The organism is Pseudomonas sp. LG1D9 (assembly GCF_002949995.1).
Classification (GTDB): Bacteria; Pseudomonadota; Gammaproteobacteria; order Pseudomonadales; family Pseudomonadaceae; genus Aquipseudomonas; species Aquipseudomonas proteolytica.
Genome location: NZ_CP026881.1, coordinates 138399 through 159439, shown reverse-complemented (window position 1 = coordinate 159439; position 21041 = coordinate 138399). Strand labels below are relative to the sequence as shown.

Sequence of the window (21041 nt, the reverse complement as noted above, 5' to 3'; positions counted from 1 at the left end):
AATAGCGCAAAGGCTCGGGGTTAATGATCGATTAAATCGATTTGTCCCGCGCATCCCAATACTGCTGGGCCAGTTCAAAAGCCTGCTCCCGTGGGTGCCCAAGGCCGCGCAGGGCCAGGGCCATGGTGGCGATCAACGCCAACTGCGGGTAGCTATCCTGCACTTCGCCGCGCCACAGTGCCTTCAAATGCTCGGGATCGAGGCTGGCCGGCTTGACGTGGCGCTGGGCGGAGAGGGCAGGCCACTCCTCATCCCAGCTTGCGCCACCGGTGGTGCCATATAAGTGGCTGGCGGAGTCGGGATTGATCTCGATCTCGCCGCCATCGCCCTTGATCACAATGCTGTTGTCACCCAGCAGGCCACTGGCATCGCGATGTACACCCTGGTAACCGGGATGGAAGATGCTTTGCAGGCCGCAACGTGCGCCCAGTGGGTTGAGGATGCGCGCCAGGGAATGGATAGGTGAGCGCAGGCCAAGGATGTTGCGCAGGTCAATCATGCGCTGCAATTGCGGGGCCCAATCGCCCAGCGGCATAAACGCCAGGTTGCCTTGCGCAAGGGCGGTCTCGACCTGTTGCCAGTTGCGGCACAGTGGAATCTGCAGCTCACCCAGCAGTTGTTCGGTGTACAGCCGGCCGGCCGTGTGGGCGCCGCCGCCATGCATGAAAATTCGCACGCCGTTCTGCGCCAGGCACTTGGCGGCCAGCAGGTACCACGGCAGGTGGCGTTTTTTCCCGGCGTAGGTAGGCCAATCGACATCCACCTGCAGGGCCGGCGGGTTCAGGCGTTCGCGCAGGGCCTCGGTGAAGCCGGCGAGTTCCTCCGGGCTCTCTTCTTTGTGGCGCAGCAGCATCAGGAACGCGCCGAGCTGGGACTCCTCGACCTTCTCGTCGAGCAGCATGCCCATGGCTTCCCGCGCTTCTTCGCGCGTCAGGCTGCGGGCACCGCGCTTGCCTTTGCCGAGGATGCGCACAAACGGCGCAAAGGGATGTTCGGCGGGAGTTTCGGTGATCAACGGGGCGAAGTCGGTCATAAACAATTCGTCGGTCTGGGCAGGCCCGCCAGCTTGGCGGCAAGTTTGGCGGGAGTGCCTTTGAACAGTCGGTTGAGATGCAGGCTGTTGCCCTTTTCCGGGCCCAGCTTCAAGGCGGTGTACTTGATCAGCGGGCGGGTGGCCGGTGATAACTGGAACTCCTGGTAAAAACCCCTGAGCAGCTCGAGGATTTCCCAGTGTTCGTCGGTCAATTCCAGTTCTTCAGCGCTTGCCAAAGCGTTGGCCACCTCGGTTGACCAGTCATTGAGGTCAGCGAGGTAACCGTCTTTGTCCAGTTCTAGTGCGCGCGCGCCTACGGTCAGCGTATTCATAACCAACTGTTGACCTTGTCATGGTCGATCGACAACTGCACAAAACCTGGGTAGTCAACACTCTTGGCCCACTCCGGCAATGACAGGCCCCGGGCCTGGGCGTCTTCGGCAAGCACGAAGATGACCAAGGCACTGACCTCCAGGGCCTTGAAGGGCGCGCTACCGGCTTGCAGGGCATAGGTTGCATCGCCGCACAGCAGGATCGCGTCTTGTGCACCACACAGCCGTAGGCAACTGTCCAGTCGGCTGTCGGAAAAGGGAGAGTGGGACAATACATGCAAAGTCGACATCAGAGGGTCATCACCTGATCGTAACGGTCAATCATCTGGGAAATCTGTTCGCTGCTCAGTGGCTGCGCGCTATCAGGGGCGCTCAATCCACGCTCGGCCAAGCTGTGGCTGCACGCAAACACCTCATCGATGCCGAACAGCGAGAGTGCCTGCAGGTTGGCAGTCACATCCTTCTGCTGCACGGTTTTGGCATTCTGTGCAGGTGCCAGTTGAAACACCCCGTCATCGAGAAACAGCAGCCCAATCGGCAAGTCGAATGCGCCACCGGCCAGTACCACATCCAGCGCTTCCCGGGCGCTGGGCCCGGACCACGGCGCCTGGCGACTGATTACCAGCAAGGATCTGGACATTTCATGGCCCTCCAAAGCAAATCAGGCGGTCGGCGTCCTGGATTGCATCGTGCAATTGCCCAAGGCCCGACAACGCCCAGGGCGTATCGAGGTTCACCGCACTGCGCTGGTAGCGCGCAGCCTCCTCGGCATTGAGCACGCCGCGCCGTAACGCAGCAGCGATGCATACCACGCCATCGAGTTGGTGCTCGCTGACCAGGGCGCGCCATTGTTGGGCGATGTCCTGCTCATCCTGCGGCGTGACCACCGAATTGGCGGCGCTGTAGACGCCATCCTGATAGAAAAACAGCCGCACAATCTCATGCCCGCCGGCCAGTGCAGCCTGGGCAAACAGCAGGGCACGGCGCGAGGAGGGCGCGTGGGCGGCGGAAAACAGCGCAATTGCGAACTTCATGGAACACTCTGTAGGTAAACCTGTGCCAATGATAAAGCCGCAGGCAACAAAAAGCCCGCCGAAGCGGGCTTTTTGATGGGGCTGGGATCAGTCGTCGCGGCTCATGATGCCGAAGATCTGCAACAGGCTGACAAACAGGTTGTAGATCGATACATACAGGCTGATGGTCGCCATGATGTAGTTACGCTCGCCGCCATGGATGATGGCGCTGGTCTGGAACAGGATGCAGACCGAGGAAAACAGCACAAAACCGGCGCTGATCGCCAACTGCAGGCCGCTGATCTGGAAGAACATGCTTGCCAACACCGCCGCCAGCAACACGAAGAAGCCAGCCGTGATGAAACCGCCGAGGAAGCTCATGTCCTTACGGGTGATCAGTACATAGGCCGACAGGCCACCAAACACCAGTGCCGTCATGGCAAACGCCGAGCTGACCACTTCCGCGCCGCCCTGCATGCCCAGGTAACGGTTAAGGATCGGGCCCAGCAGGAACCCCATGAAACCGGTCAGGGCAAACGCCGACACCAGGCCCCAGGCCGAGTCGCGCAGCTTGTTGGTGAGGAAAAACAGGCCGTAGAAGCCGATCAACACCACGAAGATATTCGGGTAGCCAACACGCATCTGCTGCGCCACATACGCCATCACGCCGCTAAATGCGAGGGTGAGGGCGAGCAAGCCGTATGTATTGCGCAGGACGCGGCTAACCTCTAGCTGCTCAGCCTGCACGTTGCTATTAACTGCGTAATCCTGTTCGCGCATGGCGACACTCCTTCAGTTTTGAAACGTTCAGTCGCAAAGATCATAACAGACGCTCTGTAACAAGCTATGCAGAGAGTTTGACAGTGTGTTTCATTCGGGTATTATGGCGCCCGCTGAGACAGGATGGGCTACTATAATCCTGTGTTGCACAAGGGAAATTGGCAGAGTGGTTGAATGCACCGGTCTTGAAAACCGGCGAACGTTAATAGCGTTCCCAGGGTTCGAATCCCTGGTTTCCCGCCAAGATTCAAACAAAAGCCCCGCTTATGCGGGGCTTTTGTGTTTCTGGGGTTTGGCTGCCGCGGGCTTGTACTTGCTCAGCGTTCCATAACTATTATGGGATCGCTCCAGAACTTTTCTACTTCGACGGCTTCGCAGTGGCGCCGAGCTGGCCGGCCTGCATCAGGGTGACTTGGCCGCGATCAGCAATGCCGCAAGTGCTCAGACCCCCAGACACTGGAGAAGCAACAGGCCGCCGAGCAGGCCAGGGCCGACCTTGACGCTAAGGCTGCCAAGGAGAAAGCGGATGATCTTGCTGAAAATGAAAGGCTGCGCCGTGCTGCTGACGACTCTGCTCGCCGGCTGCGCATTGCGGGAGGTTGTCGTGCCGATACTTTTTGACGGTTCTTCTTATTCAATTGGTAGCCCAACCGGAGTATGGCGATGCCAAAAAACCAGTAGTGCTATCTGATATATGGGCACTATTTCTCTCAGCAAAAATTAGACGCGCAGAGGGATTAGGCTGCATGGCGCAATATTCTTCCGGAGCGCTCAGGTGCGTGATGAATGAGCGGCGATTTGGTGGTGGGCTGATCAAGGCTTAAAGAAAGCGAGACCTGCGAGCAGGCCATGGCGGCCTGCTGCAGTAACATTTATGAGTAGCGAGAACAACAGTGTTTTTTTGTTCCTTTAGATTTTTAGGTTGCTACTCTCTAGTGTTGATTTATTGTTTTTAAGACGCGCTTCGGCAGCTCTCGCAACGCCATCCTTTATAAGTTTCGGATTTCTCAAGCGCTGTAAGCAAATCACGACCGACTATACTATTTTGGCAGTTGTTATGTTTTTCATTTGGTTCTTTCATTCCCACGCATTGTTTTTTCAGGAAGGGGCTTACCACCGCCTGCTGCTTTGACGAAAGCGCTCTAAATCCCTTGTCCACGGCTAGCTTGGCGTAGCTTTGTACGCTCGGCTTTTCACCTTGAAATGCGTTCTGCGCGATAAGGGCCGAGAAAATCTCTCGCTCGATAGTCATTCGTTAATCCTTTGTTCAATCAACAAGTTTGCTCATGTTTTTTCTTATTCTGAGCAATGCGAAAGCATACGTTACCATTGGTTGTTTTTTTATTGAACTGGGTTTCCATCCAGCTATAAAAGGCAAGGCTTCTCATTTTTGGTCAGTAAATGTTGATATCTTGGTGTTTAGAATATTTCAATAGGTCTTTGTTTCAATTTGTTTCCTGTTAGAGGAGGTGAGGAAGTTCCGCTTTGCACTTTAATAAGGTCGTGCGCCGTGGGGGGCTCCTGTTTTTTTGCGTTAAATTTAAGGGTGAAAATACCGCTTTTGAGTTTCTCTAAAGTTCCGTGATTCCCTATTCCGGGCCGTCGATAAAAATTGCAAGGCTGGTACTTTGTGCGTAGCGACCTATACTGCTTTGACTAACTAACAGGAGTGCGAAACTCTCTAATCTCCACAGAGCAGGTGGTGCGTTTGTAGATAGAGGCTGGGTCCCTGGTCGAGTCGGTTCGGGAGTGCCAACAGAAAGCCATAAGTGACGAGGGCGCTACTCATCATTGAATCCGATGGATCAGCTCAGGCCCTCTGTTCTGCAAATTTCCCTTAGCCGTGTCGGCCTTGAACCACTCGAAAGCCTCGGCCGGCTCACCCTGGTGCAACACCATTTGCTCGCCCTGGCCTTCATCAACCCATTCAAACCAGTTGTCCACGGGCGTGATTGCCCGGTGTAGCCAGCCGCACTAGGTCTGCGTTCAAGGTTTCATCCTGAAGGTGGAGCAGGGCGCTTGGGTTGTGGGGGCTACGTTGTACCGCTCAAGCAGTGCCTCACCCACTGAGTTTGCCAGGCCGTAGATGCCCTCTCGGGTTTTGCGATTTGAGGCGACGAGCTGCGATCGATACCTGATAGGTCAAGGGACAGAATGGGGTGATCCGTAAGACATTCGGCGTGTAGTTCCAGTGGAACCACCCGAAAACAGGCGAGGAACAACGGCCGGAGTCACGCACGAGTTGGTTGGTTGCATCCGAGCCTGTTTTCAACGCTCTACGGTCGTCGCACAGGCATTTTTCGTACAAAAACTAAGGGATGAAGGCGTTTGGCTATTAGCACAAGCGTGCTATTTGATCCTTCCTACTCACGGCTCATATTAATCCTCCTAAATTACAGAAATCGGGAAAGGACCTCCATGAGCTACAGACTTCCACCCCCTTGTCGATGGCTGGCTATCTTGGTCATGGCCTGCAGTACCTCGGCCATGGCCGAACAAGCCTCGGGCGACTACTGGATCATCTACGGTAAAGGGGAGCGTCTGCACAACGAGGTCTACGTCGCCGATGCCGCCGGCATCATGCAAAAGCCTGGTGGCGTGCAATCGGTGCAGGTCATGCAGCTGTTCGAAGATCCGGCCTTCCCGACCCTCGCCGCCTATGAGGTGCAGGTCAAATGCAAACAGCGCCAGATCCGCCTGGATAGCGCCCGGGCGATACGTCGCTTCGACGGTGCCGTGAAGGATGTGAAGACCAACATCCAAGGCTGGGTCGCACCGAAGGATTACTGGTTGCAGCGTACCTTTGCCTTCGTCTGCGCCCCAGACAACCGTGTGCGCAACCAGATGTTGCCGATCGGCAAGATGCCGGCGACGCGGATGGTCGCCACCATCCAGGCCATGTTCATTCAGTTGATCGGTGTTCAAGCCAACAGCCAGGCGGTGCAAGAGTTGGATGACATGCTAGACAGCAGCGCCCGATGAACACACGTTCTTTGCTGTTTCTCAGTGTGCTGCTACCTACCCTGGTCGGCTGTATCCCGACCCTGCCGGAGTTGCGCGCCAGCCACCAATGGCAGGGGCGCGACGCCAAGCAGGCCATCGACTTCTTTGGCCCGCCCGGGCGCATGGAACCGTTGCCCAGCGGAGGTGGGGTGCAGTTGGGCTGGTACCGCGACACCACCTATGTGCGCCAGGAGGTGGTCGGCAGCACCGCCGAGAGGCAAGGCAATGTGATGGTCCATACCAATTACTGGGATGACGTGACCCATCCTGGCGGCTGCACAATCCTCATGACGGTGGACAAGGCGCGGCAGATCAGCGACTTCTCTATCAAGGGCCGCTGTAACGGCGTGAACCTGGCGCCGTAGCAGCCCTGGAGAAAAGCAGGCTAAGGCTCGTGGAGGGCGGGCTTGTTCTGCGATTGCAGTGCCCCGACTGGTCAGGCACCGCGAACCTTTTTTCCTGCTGTCCCGGTGTATGCCCATGAAGGTTGTGGTCAGCAGCATCCTCGCCGACGACCAGGCCAAAGCTATTCGGCAAACCCAAGTACCGGGAGCGCAACATGAGCGAGCAACTATCGAATTTCATTTGAGCACGATGATTTTTGAAACCAGCTCGGCACTGTTCTTCGACTTCAATTTTTTCATCAATCGCCCTCTGTGTACTTCGACCGTACGATGCGAGATACCGATCTTGCGCCCGATTTCCTTGCAGGTCAGGCCATTGACGATGTGGGCCGAAATTTCCCGCTCTCGAGGTGTCAGGTTGACGGTCGGCCGAAACACTTGATCCACAGGTTCAAAGTGCCAGACCATCAGTTGAAAGGGGTCATCCGGTGTTAGCGTATAGCCATTGGCCCTGGCCCAGAACACCTCTCCACTGCGGTGCTGCATGAAGCGCTCATCCGAGTAAGCCCCGTTGGTGGCATGGCGCAGCCAGCTGAGGCTGCGTTCGCCCACTGTTTGGTAGTCGGCCTGTGACGGATAAAGCTTGAGGAGTCGCTCGCCTATCAACACTTCTCGGTCAAAGCCGAATAGCCTTTCGAACGCTTTGTTGAGTTCGAGTATGCAGCGATTTCCAGTTATCACTTGGGGAGCCGGGGATACTTGGAAGGCTAAACTTTTGAGGTCATGCAGTTGTTGCTCAGGATTCATCATGGCGAGCGACCTTAAACCAGCGGTATCTACCGGAATAATTACATACTCAAAGCTACACATCTATGTACGTAGTTACACGAATAGCGGAGGGCTAAATGCTGGGGCAGTCTAGGCGTACCTGATGGGTATTCCTCAGCGTAATTACTATAAAAACAAGGCAGGGCTTTCGTCATGGCTTCTCACAACAAAAATCCGGCCCAGCAACGCCGGCGTGCTTTCATAGGGGCCACCTCGGGCCACCTGATTGAGTGGTACGACTACGGCGTTTATGGATTCCTGGCGGTATACATTGGCCAAGCTTTCTTCGTGTCAGAAGATCCTACCACTAGCTTGTTGAGCAGCTTCGCTGCATTCGCGTTGAGCTTTTTTATTCGCCCACTTGGAGGTCTGTTTTTTGGCCCCCTCGCGGATAAGATCGGTCGGCGCCGGACGTTAATCACTGTCCTGATGCTCATGTCGGGTTCTACTTTTTGCATAGGTCTGTTACCCACTTATCATACGATTGGTATCGCCGCACCTATTCTTCTGATCCTTATCCGTTGCGTACAGGGTTTTTCCGCCGGTGGCGAGATCGGTACGATCACAAGTTTCATCTCTGAATATGCAGGGCCGGGGCGCAGAGGGTTTTCGACGTGCTGGCTTATGGTGACAGCGGTCTTAGGACTGGTGCTTGGCGGTGTGGTGGCCAATGGTATGACTTGGTTAATGGGGGCTGAGCTGATGCAAGAATTGGGTTGGCGAATTCCGTTTCTGGTTGCGGGACCAATGGGGCTGGTCTCCATGTACATCCGCTTGAAGCTCGAAGACAGCCCGGAGTTTCTGGCTTTGCAGAAAGCTGGCGAGACTTCGAAGGCCCCTTTACGAGAGGTGTGGCAGTGGAAGCGCTCGATCACGCTAGTGTTCTTCATCATTACCCTACATAGCTCGATCTTTTATCTGGTACTAACGTTTGCCTCCACCTATATGTCTCGCATCTTGAAATTCGATAGCGGTGTAACGCTGCTGTTTGTGTTCATCGCTAGCGTGAGCGCAGCGTTTGTAATGCCATTTGGAGGTATTTTCACCGACCGTTATGGCCGTAAGCCCTTTCTACTGGTCGTGGGAGGTCTGGCAACCCTAGCGATGTTCTGGTTCTTTAAATCCGCTCCCGGAGCCACACCCACGAGCTTCTTTCTGCCTTTGATGGCCGTCGCCATCCTATTCGGACTTTACGCTTCATCCACCTACGCTACGATGAGTGAGTTGTTGCCTACCCGGGTACGTTCAACAGGTATCGCTATAGCGTATAACATTCCGGTGGCGGTGTTTGGCGGAAGCGCTCCATTTATTTCTACTTGGCTAATCCAGCAAACAGGGGATATCACCTCGCCGTGGTATTTTTACATAGGTACAGGTGTCGTTTCACTTATTGCGCTTCTAATGCTACGCAAAGAAGATTTCGTAGGAGGCGATGCCACAATTCAAAATTCTAACAATTACAAAGTCGCTAATAAGAAAGACACCATTCCCGTTTGAGTCTTCAAGGAATACGTTATTACCGTAATGCCATAGTGGGCTGTCGTTTCTCGTGAGTTAGTTCTCGCGGTAATGGTCGCGGCGACGTCATACTGCCTCTCGGTAGAGAGTACTGATGCTCTCACAAATTAATTGGGTGATGGGCGTTGTGCGCCTTGCTGTTTGAATGGGCAGTATGGGTCGTGAAGGAAAATTATGTTTTTAGGCATGAGATGGGTTGTCGTCTAAGTGTTTGTGCTGAAAAAACGAACAAGCTTTGTTTGGTATTCATGGAGAATAAGAGGGTGGACATGCAAACTTATAATAAAACTCTACCGCACCCGGAGATGCCAAGTGCGGTGGCAGAACTTTTAAAGAGGCTGGCGTACGCTACGCCGGAGAATGCGCCATTGGTGCCAGGCCGGCGCTCATTTTTCAAGTATCGCGACTTGGGGCTTACAGACGCTACTGAAGGTGTGGCGAGGGCGCAAGTCACTTGTGCTACGGACATTATGGAACAGACCGGCTGGCATTATCATATCTGTGATGTTCATTTTATTTACACCCTGCGAGGGTGGATCGAACTTGAATTCGAGGACGGTCGGGTCATACGTGTGGGGCAGGGTGAGTCTCTGTTCATTCCTCCAGGACTTAAGCATAACGAGACTGCAATTTCACCTGATCTCGAGCTCTTTGAAATGTCAGTGCCGGCTAAGATGGGGACGGTAGCATGTGACCCTCCGGATCATCTCCCCCGCCGAAGTAAATAAGAGCGTCCAGTCTTAGGCGGCATGATGGTATTTGTAGATTCCATTGAGCCGCTAATGCTGAAAGGTGCGAACGGGTACACCTCATATCCATCTTCTAGGGTGGTACTGATTAGCGTCGCCGAGAAAACTGAAAGCGCGAGGAAAATATGGAAAAGAAAGGCTATTTGTTTGCAGAGCTGACGATCACAGACCCCGACGTGTTCTACAACGAGTATATGGTGAGTGTCAGGCCTGTCCTTGAAAAGTTCGGAGCCACTTTCTTGGTAGGCACGAACCAACCACACGTCATTGAAGGTAGTCGAATCGTTCCGCGGGTCATACTGCTTGAGTTTCCTTCGGTCGATGTGGCCCACGACTTTTATTATTCTTCTGACTACCAAAACATCATTGATTATAGATTTCGATCTTCGTCGGCCCATCTATACATCTTGGATGGTCTTTAGCGCTATGTGCTGTAGCCCAAGACGCAAAGAAGTATATCCATGTGTGGACGCCCGGCGCTCAGCACTCTACCTAGCGTTCAATATGGAGGGGAACACTGCGGTCGGCCAGTGTTCCGACGAACCCCGACTGGGGAATGCGTCGGGAGATGATGAGCCGTCGTTATACGACGAGACTTGATCAACTGTGGTCGGTTGCTTGTAAGTAGCGGTGTCTGGTAATCAGGCAGGAGTCATGAGGACAGCCAGCGTCAGCTTGATGAACTCTTCATTCGCAAAGTGAGCGGTCAGGGCCGAACGACCCGTAACCTCATATCAGTGCTGAGCCGCGTTTACATTCGAGGCTTTCACCTAAGCCACGGATCATCTCCATCAATGCCTTCACCCGCAGCGGTAAATTTCCGGCCGGGTACACCGCGTGCATCTGTGGGCTCTCACCGCTGCTGGAGGTGAGTTTGTACTCAGGACAAACCCGGCACAGGCGCCCAGCTTGCACTTCGGGCTCCGCCATCCAATCCGCCAAGCGGGCGATCCCGACGCCCGCGAGGGCTGCCTGGAATACCGCCAGACCGGAGCTGAAACGAAATTTAGGATGAACCCGAAAGCTGATGGCCTGCTCCTCACTGCGAAAATTCCACTCCTTGAGAATCCGCGGCGCCGTATGCAGGATCAGCGAATGCGACTCCAGTGCCTCGATGGAGTCGGGCATGCCGTTGCGCTCCAGGTAGCCGGGGCTGGCATACAGATAACGCGAGTAACTCCAGAGCGCAAAGCCGATCAAGTCGCTGGATTGTGGAAACGCGCCGCGAATCGAGAAATCCAGCTTGCTCTTGGCCGGGTCGATGATCTCATCGGTGAAAACCACATCGATGTTAACGTCCGGATAACGCTCGCAGTATTGCGCGATCAACCGGGGCAATACCCCGTGTCCGAGAAACTCTGGGGCGGAAAACCGGATCCAGCCGGAGGCCAGGCCGCTGAGGCCGGCCAGGTCTTCATCCACCTCACGTTGCAGTTCGAGCATTTTGTATGCGTGGGGCAATAAGCATTCACCCGCTTCGGTCAAGCTCACGGCATTGGAGGAGCGATTGAACAACTTGAGCCCCACACTTTCCTCCAGGGCTTGAACCGCACGGGTCAGTGCGCTAGGGGAGCGCCCCAGAGTCCGTGCCGCGGCGATGAAGCTGCGCTTGCGAGCCACGGTCGCGAAGGCTTCAAGTTCACCCAACATATTCAACGCCACTCTCCACCTCATTGCATTTTTCACAACGCGGCATTGCAACACAAAAAAGGCCCTTCCGTTAATCTTCCTGTTCGACCCACAAGGATGGGGTAAACAGGAGCGCAAGGACGTGTCGAAGTTAGATGAAGTAATCGGGAAGGCCGCAGGGTGTGTTGATGAAGTAATTCATGAGTTGCTGGAAAAAAAATCAGTGAGTTCGAACCGACGGGAGATACCGCAAATTCATCTGTCGCTCGAAGAACAACGCGCACTTCAGGCCGGTCTGGCATCGCTGGAGGTGACCGATAGCGCCTCGGGTATCCGCAACATGCCGGACCTGGGGTTGTTGCTGGAAAGTGTCCTGAGCACCGAGAAAATCCAGCAGCTACGCAATTTTCCACGGGCCCGTGAAGTGGCGATGATCGTCAGGGGGCTGCCGCTGGACCCGCAACTGCCCGCCACGCCCTATGACCGGGAGCCGGGTATCGAGGACTTGTCGACACTGGCCGGGGCTATTTTGTCGGTGCTGCAAACTCTGCAAACCCGTCCGCTGGCGTACGAGGGTGAAAGCAACGACACCGTGTTCCGCCACGTATCGCCCAAGCACAGGCGAGAGACCGAAAAGAGCTCCTATGGCTCGCGCGCGGATCTGGGCATGCATGTCGACAACCCCCACCTGCCTTTGACCTGCGAACCCGTCTCGCAGCTGTCGGCCTGTCCGGAGTACCTGTCCCTGACCGGCCTGCGCTGCGAGCTCGATGTGCCGACGCGCATCGTCGCCATTGACGAGGTGCTGGCCATTCTGCCGGCCTACGTCGAAGAAGAATTGTCACGACCGAACTTCACCGTTCGCCGACCGGCTTCCTTCGGCAAACAGGGGAATGTGCTGGAAAACGTCCCCTTGCTGTACAGAAGCGCAAGCGATGGCCTGTATTGCCGCTACAACAAAGCGAGTGTCGAGGCGACCTGCGCTAATGCGCAGTTTGCCCTCCAATTGTTCGCCGCCGTCGCCAATCATCCCGATGTCGTGCACCACATATTGCTGCAACCAGGGGACATGCTGATCTTCAAGAACCAGCAAACCCTGCATGCCCGGGATGGTTTTACACCCCGCTACGATGGCCGTGATCGCTGGATGTTGCGTGTCTTCGGGGTCAATGATCCGGCACGCGTGGTGCCGCTGGACCCTCATCAACCCTACATAGTCAGAGCCTGATTTCATGGTCGATATTGTCATCCTTTGCGTGTTCGCCTTCGCCGCCGGCCTGATCGATGCGGCGGTGGGCGGCGGTGGACTGATCCAGATACCCGCGCTATTCAACGTGCTGCCCACCGCTCAACCGGCGGCGCTGCTGGGTACCAACAAGGTCGCGGCCGCCTGCGGCACCGCATTCGCGGCCCGGTCCTTCGTGCGCAAGGTGGTGATCGACTGGGGGCTTGTGATCCCGGCCGCCTGCGCGGCCTTTGTCATGGCCTTCTTCGGAGCCGCCACGGTGTCGTTCGTACCCCAGTCGATGATCCGGCCGGCGGTGCTGGTGTTGATTGTACTGATGGCGATCTACACCTTCTGGAAAAAGGATTTCGGCGCCCTGCACAAACCCATGCGCATCGGTACCAAGGAAAAACTGCTGGCGATCGTCATTGGCGGTGCCATCGGTTTCTACGATGGTCTGTTCGGTCCCGGCACTGGTAGCTTCCTGATCTTCCTGTTTATCCGCTTCTTCGCCTTCGACTTTCTTCATGCCTCGGCATCGGCCAAGCTCGTGAACATCGCGACCAACGTAGCGGCACTGATGTTCTTCATTCCGACGGGTAACGTGCTCTACCTGATCGCAATCCCCATGGCGGCATTCAACATCCTGGGCGCGCTCACTGGCACCTGGTTGGCGGTTCATAAAGGGGTGCCCTTTGTCCGGGCTCTATTCCTGGTGTTACTGGTGATTCTGATCAGCAAACTGTCCTACGACCTGCTCCTGTAAACCAGAGGAAAACTACATGCATCCCATGTTCGATCGCCTTGTGGCACTACTTGATGCCCGCTCAGCCTCCTACCGGGTGCTGATGCACGATGCCGAGGGGCAGTCGGCGCGCGTCGCCGAAATCCGTGGCACCGAGCCCGGCCAAGGCGCGAAGGCCATGCTTTGCTCCCTCAAGGGCCAGGCCGGCCCCTATGCACTGGTGATACTGCCGGGCGACCAGAAGCTGGACATGAAGAAAGTCGGAGCGGCCCTGGGCGGGAAAAAAGCCGAGCTGGTAAAGGCCGAAACCGCCATGGAACTGACCGGGTGCCGGATCGGCGCCATCCCTCCTTTTGTTTTCGATGAGCGGATTCAATTGATCGTCGATCCGGCCTTGACCACAGGCTACGCTGAAATAGCCTTCAACGCGGGGCGGCTGGATGCGTCGATGGTGCTCGATACGCAGGATTACCTGGCGATTGCCATGCCTCGATTGCTGGATATCAGTCAGGCCTGAGCAGACGTTTTCGCATAGGTTTCAAGAATAAATCAGTCGCCTTTTTTCTCCGTCTCTACCGGGCTGACCGGTTACTACGGGTAGAAAGCGATAGACCTCAAGAGTCCGCTTTTGGCCGACAGACGTCTATCATGACAGGCAGAAACCCCTAGTTAGGAGCCATTTGGTGTGGCGTGTAAGAATTTACCGCCTTTAGCTTCAACTGCCGAGCGAACTGCCGCGGCATCTGATGTCGAGCCGATAAATGCAAGTTGCAACTTAGGAAGCATGCTTGATGTGTTACTTAAAGCTGCAATAGCTGAGTTGGCTGCAAAAGAACTATCGGTTCCTGAGATGGCGACACGCACATCAGCTTTGCTTGCAGGGGCAATTATTTGGTGGATACCTGAAACAATTGGAGATTCTAAACCTGCACTTCCGATAAGCGCGGATGCCATAGCTCCGGAAATGCCGTTATTCGCTGCGGGAACCCAAACTAGATTGAATTTTTGTTGCTCAAATAAAATTGTCGCAGATTGTGCGGCTTGCTGTGGCGATTGGCTCCCAGTTGTAGCGCATCCGACTAATGCAAATAACAAAATTGTGAATGCCGCGAAAAGTTTCATAACTGCTCCTGAATATTTATTAGGCGACGGTTCTGTCGCCCAATTGCTGAGTGTATGTTGTATGACTTTCCATCGCTAGTTCCACTCAAGTACTTCGTTCTGCACAGGACCTGATGTGGCCGCAAACACTGGTGGAGCATGTCGAGCTATTTGTTGAGCATTACCCGTACATGAGAACGCAGATCTCTTTTTTCTTGTCCCAAGCAAGGAATCCATACGCCAAACCAAAAGAGTTTAAGACTCAGGTCCATGATTTTTTGACCTGGATGGCTTCAGAAACCGCCTAGGTCTGCGGTGGGTCGACGCCAGCCCTTCGCGAGGGCTAGCAGTCGGGCGACAATGCTCACCCCTTGGTCAGATCAACCAGCGGCGTCTGCCGCACCTCAGTCTCCCGCCCATCCTGAATCTCGCTCACCTGCTTCAAGGCCTTATCCACCGCCGCCTTATCCGTCAACAAGCTGTAGCTGATGCGGAACTGCTTGTGTTCCTTGGGCCCAATTGTCGGCACCAGGTTCAGTGGCCGCTGATAACGGCGGTTGTAGGAAAAACTGGTCCCCGGCTCCAGCCCCGTGACATAACCCTGGCCTTGGGTATCGGTGTTTTTCCACAGGGAAAACACGGGCAGTGTCTGGGTATTGAAACCGACCGAAACGCCCAGGCTGCCGGCCTTGTTATGCAACACGGTCAACGTATCGCCCTTGGCATCGGCATACGGCACCACGTTGTAAACCGTTTCGTCGTAGTCCTTGGTCGGCGCGCGGTAAGTTTGCCAGTCGGGCAGGTCGCCCTTGGCTTTGTCGTTGAACGGCGACACCTGTTTCACCGGCGCGGCGAAACGAGCGCCTTGCTCCAGGAACGGGGTACTGAAGTTGCTGTGATACAGCGCCTGGTACTCCTTCGGATAGTCGCCATTGTTGGTCAGGGTGTCGTTGAGGGCGAACACGACGCTGCCGGGTTCGGTGACCAGTTCGGTCGCGACCGAGAAGTCGACCTTCTTGAACGCCTGCTCTTTCAGTTCACCGCGCAGGGTGATGGCGTACGGTGGTTTTTCATCGATATGCAGGGTGACTTTGTTCGCAGGAGTGTTGGCGGCCCGACCGTGCAGGGTCAGCAGTTCGCCGTTGTCGACGCCGGGGTGGCCGACCCATTCGTAGCCGCAGCGGGTGACCAGTTCATTGAAACCTTCCAGCCAGCCCAGGCCACCGCGGCCATTGAGTTCGATGAAGGACGGATTGACCACTTCCTTGACCGGAGAATCCCAGCCCATGCGCACATTGCCGACCGAGGCCTGCAAGACGTTCATTCCGCGAGTCGGCACTACCGAGAGTTTCATCGTGCCGTTATCGATGTCGACGATGCTGACACCTTCCTGCCGCCCGCCGTGCAAGGTGCGTAGGGTAACGCTGAAGGGTTTGTCGGTTTTTATTCCGAGTTGCTGGCTGGTGATCTGCCAGTTCTGGGCGGCTTTGTCGGTGTCGAGCAGAACGTAATCCCAGGCCATGGCGTGGGAGGCAGCGGACAGTGCGCTGAGGGCAACAAAGAGTTTGAGCGGGGTCATGGCGGCAGCCTTTCTTGGAGTTGTGCCATTTTTATAAACGTGATGAAACGTTTCAGCAAGCTAAAAAATCGACCCATCGCCGACGAGGTTGGCAGTGGGCGCGGGGCAAACACGGTTGTGTCGTTGATAGCCCAAAGCAGACCTTCGTAAACGTCCGCATTCGGTCGAATGCTTCACAAAAGCGATGCGAGGTTTAATACGAAGGGGAAGCGACAGAACATTTTTGGGGTGAAATTTTCAGATGGTTGAATACGCATATACTGGGCATGATGCAGGTAGTGGCTATTTGATGTTGTCTTGTGAGGTCTATTGAGCGTCGATGAATAAAACTGATCTGCTTGAGTATCTGATAGAGACCAGTTCCGCGATGACCCGATGCGACATGGATGACGCGATCCTTCTACATTTCGATTTGGTGATGGAGAACTATCGACAAAAACCGCTGTTTTACAAAAATCTGCTCAAATATGACCGGTTTATGGTGGCGCTTTCTTTGTTGAGCTTTAATTACAAAGATCATTTGGTGCCCCTGTCCAAGGTTAAAGCGTTCTGCCAAGAGCGTGGTTATTTATCGCGCAATAGCTTGGACTCTTACTTTTCGTTTTTCTTTATTACCGGTTATATACAAGTCCGGATGCATGACGAAGACAGTAGGCAGCGTGTTTTCAAACCCACCGGCGCGGCGCTGTGTGAAACCACCAGGATGATTAAATCTTATTTGCTGCCGTCGCAGTTGATAGTTCCATACGATGCTTGCCTGAAAGATGTATGGGAGTCGGAAGACATGCTGCGTGTGTTTTTTCATGGCTTCGCAAAGTTGTTGGAAGCTGATGTGATGCTTGACAAGTTATTGCCTGAAGCAAAATGGATTATGAACAGAGATGGTGGGCATCTGCCGATGCTTGCGTTGTATGTAGACAGCTTGCGTAAGGATTCAATTCAGGCCGGTTATAAGGTGTCAACGTATATTGAGCTTTCTTCGCGCTTGGGCGTGTCGAAGACTCATATCATACGCATGGTTCGAGAAGGTGAGCTACACGGATATTTCAAATGCCACAAGAATACGGTGGAACTACTTCCGGCTTTTCTGGATTTGGTGAGGCGCACCATGGCCATAAATTTTTCAGTGGCGCGAATTAGCTTGAAATTAGGAATGGGGGATAGCGAGTTTAATGATAAGTATCCCCGGACCAAGTCTTTGCTTGGTTCGTAGCGTGAATGCTTTTGAAAGGCCGTGTTGTTGGGCGGCATAATATACAGACATTGTCCTTTATTGTAGTACTCGTTAGCATCGGAGGTCAGTGTGTTTAACCGTCGCATAAAAAATGCTCTGCTCGACTGCAAGGGCGAGCTCGGTACATTACTTGGCGTATTCGCCAACCTTGAATCGGTTTTTATTTCACTGCGTGTTGATCGGGCGGGCCGAATCATCTCGGCCAACCAGCGATTCGCCGATGTGCTTGGCTATTCGTTAGATGAGCTATCCGGCTCGGAGATTAGCAACATACTGGCTGAGCCGCGCAGCGCGTTTGCGCCGAATCTGCGGGCCAGTGAATTGCAGCGCTACACCGCTTCAAATGGCCAAATTGTCACGCTTGGCATGTGTTGGCTCTCTTTGTCTGAACGCACATTTCAAGGCTACGGCTGTATCGCTCCGCCGTTGGCGCGGGACGAGCAGGAAGGCGTGGAAATGTTCAGCGCCTTGAACCGGTCAACCGCAATTGTGCAGTTCAGCCTCGCTGGTGAAGTCCTACATGCCAATAAGCCATTTATCGACGCAATGGGCTACAGCCTTGCAGAGATAGAAGGCAGGCATCATCGCCTATTCTGCCTGGACGAGGATGTTGCTTCTGCGGCTTACGCTGATTTCTGGAAGTCGTTGAATAAAGGTGCGTTCATTGCGGGGCGCTTTCGCCGCCTGGATAAACACGGCCGGGTCGTGTGGCTAGAAGCAACCTATAACCCGATCAAGGATGCTTGCGGGCAAGTGTACAAGGTCGCCAAGTTCGCCAGTGTGGTGACAAAGCAGGTTGAGAGAGCCGATAGAGTCAAACAGGCAGCACACATGGCTTACGAGGTTTCGCTCGATACCGATGTCAAGGCGGACCGGGGCATGGGCCTGGTAGGCGACTCGGTAATATCCATGCAAACCATCGCGCAACAAATGGCTTCAGTGACCGCAAGCATGAGTGCCCTTGAGTCACAGTCGCTGTTGATCGGATCTATTGTTGACACTATCGGCGCCATTGCCACGCAAACAAATCTCTTGGCGCTTAACGCAGCCATCGAAGCTGCGCGCGCGGGAATGCACGGCCGTGGTTTCGCGGTAGTTGCGGATGAGGTGCGCAAACTCGCTGGGCGCACCAGCACGGCGACACAGGAGATTGCCAGCGTAGTGCGACAGAACGGTGAGTTAGCCCGTCAAGCCACTGTTCAGGTCCAGTGCAGCCGAGACCAGGCCGATAGGTTGCTGGAGCTGGCTGAGCAGGCAGGCAGGGCGATGGCAGATATTCAGTTGGGTGCCAAGCAAGTTGTGGAAGCAATTGGGCGGGTCACCAGCGACCTGGATTGATGAGCATCGTTAGCATGTCATTACAAGGCAGTGGAAGTAATCCTTGGACCTTTTTTGTGCACGTTGCTCGCGCGTAGAAAAACTACCTATTCTGAAATTGCAGCTTGAATAAACTATCTTTCCAAAAATGCTAATAACGTGCGGTGGTCGACCTTGTGTATATGTCGAAAAGAATGTGTGAGCCGCGTGGGACGAGTCTATGAAAAGTTCAGCTATGCAAGCTTGGGAAGCCCTGATTGTTCGATATGAGCCAGAAATGGATTTGGAAACTTACTATTTCGGTCTGTTGGACGCGGCAGACGAATTGTTGCGCTGCGGCCTTGTTAGCGACACGGAGTGGCGGCAGATGGCACGGCTGTCGGCAAATTTTTTTATCGAAATGATTGAAAGAGGGCAGGGCGAAGACGTCGAATAATCTGAGTCGTTATGGAAAGGGAATTAGAGATGCCAGCGACTTTCAAGATTAGGCCGCGAATGCGGACATTGTTATCACCCGCGGTAACAAAAGTTGAGTTGGTTGGGGTGGTGGCGTGGCTGGGTGTTTTGTTGGTGGATCCAGTGCCGAGTATCAATTGGCTGAATTTTTCAATTACCATGTGCCTGCTCTTAGTTTGTCACTTTCATCGTGCGACCGGTAACTTCCTGGTATGGCGGTTTTTGGGTGGCGTATACATCGTTGTATTGGCATTTGGTTTTTCTTGTGTGATTGATTCCGGTGCAGAGCTGCGTGTATTCGCCCTGCCTCTGGCCGTTATAATTGTGGTGAGTAGCGCCATTTTATTTATCACGGTTCAGGACTATCTGCTATCCAGTGCGCTGGTGTGGATTTTGATGTGGTCAAACCTTGACGTGGGCATGTATAGGGGGTTGGAAGTATATCTGGTGCTGTTTTGCGTATCGTCCATGTCAATTGGCTTTACCCTGAGCTTTACATATTTGAAAAATATGCGCTCAGTGTTATTGATCGAGAGTGAGTTCAGAACCCTGGCGGAGACCGATTTTCTTACCTCTATACTCAACCGGCGAGCATTTATGGAGAGTTTCCAGCAAGTGATGGCAGGTGGGGGCGATGGCTATTTTATAATGTTGGATATCGACAGTTTTAAAATTAAAAATGATCAGTATGGTCACGATGTGGGCGACAAGATTTTATGCGCAATGGCCGCGTGCTTGCAGTCCACGCTTGGCAGTCACACTGTTGGAAGGATTGGTGGGGAGGAGTTCGGGGTTTTACTGTTGGGTGACGATGCTTCGGTCGCCAATGAATACGCGTTGCGGCTTTTGGAGGCGATCCGGCACAGCGTCTCGCCACCCCATCACTACACCTGCAGTGCCGGTATCGCGCGATTCTCGGCGACGTCCGACATGTCTGCAGTACTTAAGTCTGCCGACTGTAATATGTATGAGGCCAAGCGCAACGGTAAGGATCGTGTTTTTCGGGATGGCAAGCAGCTCATGCCGCCAACTCATGGTACGCCACGGTGAATAACTGATTGGGTAGGGCTGAATTGCCCCCAGCTTTACAATCGCGGCAAGAAGCGCAGGGAGCGTCTGTCTGCCGGGATCCGAGTTCATGGCACCGTGGCTGACGCTCGTGTATTCAGGAGGCAGATGAATCTGCATCGCGAAGCATTGCTACCAGTTCAGACGCCAGGGCGGCCGCTTCTTGGCGATAGTCTTTGTTCCAGCAGCATGACCAGTCATCAGGCCTGCCCTGATCTTCCCATTGCGCCAACGCAAGCCCGTTGATTATCTCCAGTTCGAACCAGAGGCGTTGCCAAGCGACGGCGTCCTGGACCAAAGCAGTGTCTTGCCACAGGAATTCTGTTTGCGCGACAAAGGCCGACCATGCGAATAGATCCTCTGAGGCTCGTTCGGCGAGCGCTGGCCAGTACTTTGTGACACCCAATGAACGACTCCTTGTAGTTGCGTTGGCAGCCATGAGTTTGTCCCCGTGGCCCGCTTTATAAAACATCTATGCCAGGATAGAGATCCGCCGGTGGATGATAATCGGGATCCTCGAAGCGGCTATTGTTGTAATGGGTTTTGGCCGTCGGCCCTTCGCCTTTGTACGACACCTGCGAGTTTGGTGTGAGATGCCACCCATCTGCGTTTTTGTCGCGCTCGATCAGAGACGGATACAGCGTGCAGGTGCCTGCTGAACCTGATGTCAGCCTGAACTGGTAAAAGCGCCCAGCGTGGGGCGTGAACTTCGTCGTGACAGAGCAGGATTGCGTGCGTCCCCCTTCCCAGAACATACCCACATGCGTTTCGATGCCTGGTCGGATCCGCGTTTCGTAATAGTCCGACGTGAGGTTTTGCCCTGCTTTCGGCATACCCTCATCTTGTGTATGGATGAACGGAAGCGGCCCACTGCGAATGACGCCGCCCGAGCGTATGCCGTTTTCGTATTGGTACAGATCGGCATGCTGAGTGAAGTTGACGATGCGGATCCAGGCGGGGTTCGGCTCGTTTTCAGGTGCCGTGAAGTAATCGGTGTGCGGCAAATACTGGCAGCCTGCGAACAACGGCAGAGCCAGCAGGCAGAGCGCAGTGCGTATCGACATGGGGCCTGTCCTGTTGCGGAGTC

Annotated in this window: 25 protein-coding genes, 1 tRNA gene and 4 pseudogenes; 16 read left to right on the top strand and 14 right to left on the bottom strand. The window is 54.5% G+C overall.

Annotated features, from left to right (window positions below):
- Positions 1 to 31: 31 nt before the first annotated feature.
- The 6 genes from C5F71_RS00765 to C5F71_RS00740 all read right to left on the bottom strand — a co-directional run bounded on the left by C5F71_RS00765 (position 32) and on the right by C5F71_RS00740 (position 3158).
- Positions 32 to 1033 (bottom strand): glycosyl transferase family protein, encoded by a 1002-nt coding sequence (locus C5F71_RS00765; protein WP_104910383.1) that lies wholly within the window; start codon positions 1031 to 1033, stop codon positions 32 to 34.
- Complete coding sequence (locus C5F71_RS00760; protein WP_029293579.1) at positions 1030 to 1365, bottom strand: TusE/DsrC/DsvC family sulfur relay protein; 336 nt, start codon at positions 1363 to 1365, stop codon at positions 1030 to 1032. Before C5F71_RS00760 ends, C5F71_RS00765 begins: the two co-directional genes overlap by 4 nt.
- Positions 1362 to 1655: a sulfurtransferase complex subunit TusB gene (gene tusB, locus C5F71_RS00755; RefSeq protein WP_104910382.1), complete on the bottom strand. Its 294-nt coding sequence runs from the start codon at positions 1653 to 1655 to the stop codon at positions 1362 to 1364. The genes C5F71_RS00760 and tusB overlap by 4 nt, the downstream gene beginning before the upstream one ends.
- Positions 1655 to 2005, bottom strand: a complete 351-nt coding sequence (gene tusC / locus C5F71_RS00750; protein WP_104910381.1) for a sulfurtransferase complex subunit TusC — start codon at positions 2003 to 2005, stop codon at positions 1655 to 1657. The genes tusB and tusC overlap by 1 nt, the downstream gene beginning before the upstream one ends.
- Position 2006: 1 nt before the next feature.
- Positions 2007 to 2399 (bottom strand): sulfurtransferase complex subunit TusD, encoded by a 393-nt coding sequence (gene tusD / locus C5F71_RS00745; protein ID WP_104910380.1) that lies wholly within the window; start codon positions 2397 to 2399, stop codon positions 2007 to 2009.
- A gap of 87 nt (positions 2400 to 2486) precedes the next feature.
- Entirely contained in the window at positions 2487 to 3158 is a 672-nt protein-coding gene (locus tag C5F71_RS00740) for a Bax inhibitor-1/YccA family protein (RefSeq protein WP_029293588.1), read from the bottom strand.
- Positions 3159 to 3310: 152 nt separating this feature from the next.
- Here C5F71_RS00740 and C5F71_RS00735 point away from each other — a divergent pair.
- Together C5F71_RS00735 and C5F71_RS28870 are read left to right on the top strand one after the other, a co-directional pair.
- A tRNA-Ser gene (locus C5F71_RS00735) sits at positions 3311 to 3401 on the top strand.
- 283 nt (positions 3402 to 3684) lie between these two features.
- Positions 3685 to 3849 (top strand): hypothetical protein, encoded by a 165-nt coding sequence (locus C5F71_RS28870; protein ID WP_158682843.1) that lies wholly within the window; start codon positions 3685 to 3687, stop codon positions 3847 to 3849.
- A 261-nt stretch (positions 3850 to 4110) separates the two neighbouring features.
- On the opposite strand, the gene C5F71_RS00730 is transcribed toward C5F71_RS28870, so the two are convergent.
- Both C5F71_RS00730 and C5F71_RS29160 read right to left on the bottom strand, forming a co-directional pair.
- Positions 4111 to 4410: a hypothetical protein gene (locus C5F71_RS00730; protein WP_092239209.1), complete on the bottom strand. Its 300-nt coding sequence runs from the start codon at positions 4408 to 4410 to the stop codon at positions 4111 to 4113.
- 536 nt (positions 4411 to 4946) lie between these two features.
- Positions 4947 to 5237: pseudogene (locus tag C5F71_RS29160) on the bottom strand (hypothetical protein); the annotation flags it as partial.
- A gap of 387 nt (positions 5238 to 5624) precedes the next feature.
- Between C5F71_RS29160 and C5F71_RS00720 the strand changes: the two are divergent.
- Both C5F71_RS00720 and C5F71_RS00715 read left to right on the top strand, forming a co-directional pair.
- The gene (locus C5F71_RS00720; protein WP_092239211.1) at positions 5625 to 6140 is read left to right on the top strand and encodes a hypothetical protein; all 516 of its coding nucleotides are present in this window, start codon (positions 5625 to 5627) and stop codon (positions 6138 to 6140) included.
- On the top strand, positions 6137 to 6526 hold the full coding sequence (locus C5F71_RS00715) for a hypothetical protein (RefSeq protein ID WP_092239213.1): 390 nt from the start codon (positions 6137 to 6139) through the stop codon (positions 6524 to 6526). The genes C5F71_RS00720 and C5F71_RS00715 overlap by 4 nt, the downstream gene beginning before the upstream one ends.
- Positions 6527 to 6742: 216 nt before the next feature.
- On the opposite strand, the gene C5F71_RS00710 is transcribed toward C5F71_RS00715, so the two are convergent.
- On the bottom strand, positions 6743 to 7315 hold the full coding sequence (locus tag C5F71_RS00710) for a PAS and helix-turn-helix domain-containing protein (RefSeq protein ID WP_092239215.1): 573 nt from the start codon (positions 7313 to 7315) through the stop codon (positions 6743 to 6745).
- 171 nt (positions 7316 to 7486) lie between these two features.
- Here C5F71_RS00710 and C5F71_RS00705 point away from each other — a divergent pair, with 171 nt between their 5' ends.
- From C5F71_RS00705 to C5F71_RS29575, 4 genes and pseudogenes are all read left to right on the top strand, one after another.
- Positions 7487 to 8830, top strand: coding sequence for an MFS transporter (locus C5F71_RS00705; RefSeq protein WP_092239217.1), 1344 nt, complete (start codon positions 7487 to 7489; stop codon positions 8828 to 8830).
- 212 nt (positions 8831 to 9042) lie between these two features.
- Positions 9043 to 9579: a cupin domain-containing protein gene (locus C5F71_RS29585; RefSeq protein WP_092239219.1), complete on the top strand. Its 537-nt coding sequence runs from the start codon at positions 9043 to 9045 to the stop codon at positions 9577 to 9579.
- Between the two features lie 146 nt (positions 9580 to 9725).
- Positions 9726 to 10022: a DUF1330 domain-containing protein gene (locus C5F71_RS29580; protein WP_092239221.1), complete on the top strand. Its 297-nt coding sequence runs from the start codon at positions 9726 to 9728 to the stop codon at positions 10020 to 10022.
- Positions 10023 to 10108: 86 nt separating this feature from the next.
- Positions 10109 to 10228: pseudogene (locus C5F71_RS29575) on the top strand (DUF4113 domain-containing protein); the annotation flags it as partial.
- A 101-nt stretch (positions 10229 to 10329) separates the two neighbouring features.
- On the opposite strand, the gene C5F71_RS00685 reads toward C5F71_RS29575, so the two are convergent.
- The gene (locus C5F71_RS00685; protein WP_092239223.1) at positions 10330 to 11262 is read right to left on the bottom strand and encodes a LysR family transcriptional regulator; all 933 of its coding nucleotides are present in this window, start codon (positions 11260 to 11262) and stop codon (positions 10330 to 10332) included.
- A gap of 109 nt (positions 11263 to 11371) precedes the next feature.
- On the opposite strand from C5F71_RS00685, the gene C5F71_RS00680 reads away from it, so the two are divergent.
- The 3 genes from C5F71_RS00680 to C5F71_RS00670 are packed head-to-tail and all read left to right on the top strand — an operon-like array spanning position 11372 to position 13716.
- Positions 11372 to 12457: a TauD/TfdA family dioxygenase gene (locus C5F71_RS00680; protein ID WP_104910379.1), complete on the top strand. Its 1086-nt coding sequence runs from the start codon at positions 11372 to 11374 to the stop codon at positions 12455 to 12457.
- A gap of 4 nt (positions 12458 to 12461) precedes the next feature.
- A complete protein-coding gene (locus C5F71_RS00675; RefSeq protein ID WP_029293609.1) occupies positions 12462 to 13220 on the top strand; it encodes a TSUP family transporter in 759 nt (252 codons plus the stop codon).
- Positions 13221 to 13236: 16 nt separating this feature from the next.
- A complete protein-coding gene (locus tag C5F71_RS00670; RefSeq protein WP_016964635.1) occupies positions 13237 to 13716 on the top strand; it encodes a YbaK/prolyl-tRNA synthetase associated domain-containing protein in 480 nt (159 codons plus the stop codon).
- Between the two features lie 152 nt (positions 13717 to 13868).
- Here C5F71_RS00670 and C5F71_RS28865 read toward each other — a convergent pair whose 3' ends face one another.
- Both C5F71_RS28865 and C5F71_RS00660 read right to left on the bottom strand, forming a co-directional pair.
- Positions 13869 to 14321: a hypothetical protein gene (locus tag C5F71_RS28865; RefSeq protein WP_158682842.1), complete on the bottom strand. Its 453-nt coding sequence runs from the start codon at positions 14319 to 14321 to the stop codon at positions 13869 to 13871.
- 343 nt (positions 14322 to 14664) lie between these two features.
- Positions 14665 to 15879: an aldose 1-epimerase family protein gene (locus C5F71_RS00660; RefSeq protein WP_029293613.1), complete on the bottom strand. Its 1215-nt coding sequence runs from the start codon at positions 15877 to 15879 to the stop codon at positions 14665 to 14667.
- A gap of 319 nt (positions 15880 to 16198) precedes the next feature.
- Between C5F71_RS00660 and C5F71_RS00655 the strand changes: the two genes are divergently transcribed.
- The 5 genes and pseudogenes from C5F71_RS00655 (at position 16199) to C5F71_RS00640 (ending at position 19936) form a co-directional block, all read left to right on the top strand.
- Entirely contained in the window at positions 16199 to 17092 is an 894-nt protein-coding gene (locus C5F71_RS00655) for a hypothetical protein (RefSeq protein ID WP_070996073.1), read from the top strand.
- A 90-nt stretch (positions 17093 to 17182) separates the two neighbouring features.
- Positions 17183 to 17851, top strand: a pseudogene (locus tag C5F71_RS29570) (PAS domain S-box protein); the annotation flags it as partial.
- 234 nt (positions 17852 to 18085) lie between these two features.
- Positions 18086 to 18451 (top strand): annotated as a pseudogene (locus tag C5F71_RS29565) (methyl-accepting chemotaxis protein); the annotation flags it as partial.
- Positions 18452 to 18650: 199 nt separating this feature from the next.
- On the top strand, positions 18651 to 18866 hold the full coding sequence (locus C5F71_RS00645) for a hypothetical protein (protein ID WP_158682841.1): 216 nt from the start codon (positions 18651 to 18653) through the stop codon (positions 18864 to 18866).
- Positions 18867 to 18895: 29 nt separating this feature from the next.
- Positions 18896 to 19936 (top strand): sensor domain-containing diguanylate cyclase, encoded by a 1041-nt coding sequence (locus C5F71_RS00640; RefSeq protein WP_104912576.1) that lies wholly within the window; start codon positions 18896 to 18898, stop codon positions 19934 to 19936.
- 115 nt (positions 19937 to 20051) lie between these two features.
- On the opposite strand, the gene C5F71_RS00635 is transcribed toward C5F71_RS00640, so the two are convergent.
- Together C5F71_RS00635 and C5F71_RS00630 are read right to left on the bottom strand one after the other, a co-directional pair.
- Entirely contained in the window at positions 20052 to 20360 is a 309-nt protein-coding gene (locus C5F71_RS00635) for a hypothetical protein (protein WP_104910376.1), read from the bottom strand.
- 55 nt (positions 20361 to 20415) lie between these two features.
- Positions 20416 to 21018 carry a hypothetical protein gene (locus tag C5F71_RS00630; RefSeq protein ID WP_104910375.1) on the bottom strand — a complete coding sequence of 201 codons (603 nt, stop codon included), beginning with the start codon at positions 21016 to 21018 and terminating at the stop codon, positions 20416 to 20418.
- Positions 21019 to 21041 lie beyond the last annotated feature (23 nt).